This window comes from Cupriavidus sp. SIMBA_020, from assembly GCF_046535395.1.
Lineage (GTDB): Bacteria > Pseudomonadota > Gammaproteobacteria > Burkholderiales > Burkholderiaceae > Cupriavidus > Cupriavidus campinensis.
Window position 1 is genome coordinate 1 of sequence record NZ_JAWRWU010000417.1, and the last position, 278, is coordinate 278.

The 278-nt window shown below is 60.1% G+C and carries 1 protein-coding gene; it reads left to right on the plus strand.

Annotation, left to right across the window (positions count from 1 at the left end; genetic code table 11):
- Nucleotides 1-20 precede the first annotated feature (20 nt).
- Nucleotides 21-278 (plus strand): sugar phosphate nucleotidyltransferase (locus tag SB751_RS29845; protein WP_410749005.1); only part of this gene is annotated, 258 nt, incomplete at its 3' end.

A 278-nucleotide genomic window follows, 5' to 3' on the forward strand; every position in this document is an offset into this window, starting at 1 on the left:
GACGAACACCGGAATCGCTCATGCTTAAAGTTACCAAGGCGGTATTCCCAGTCGCGGGTCTCGGCACCCGGTTCCTCCCTGCCACGAAGGCGAGCCCGAAAGAGATGCTGCCGATCGTCGACAAGCCACTGATCCAATACGCGGTGGAAGAGGCGATGGCGGCCGGCATCACCGAAATGATCTTCGTGACGGGCCGCAGCAAGCGCGCGATCGAGGACCATTTCGATAAGTCGTATGAAATCGAGGCCGAACTGCAGGCGCGCGGCAAGGACAAGCTG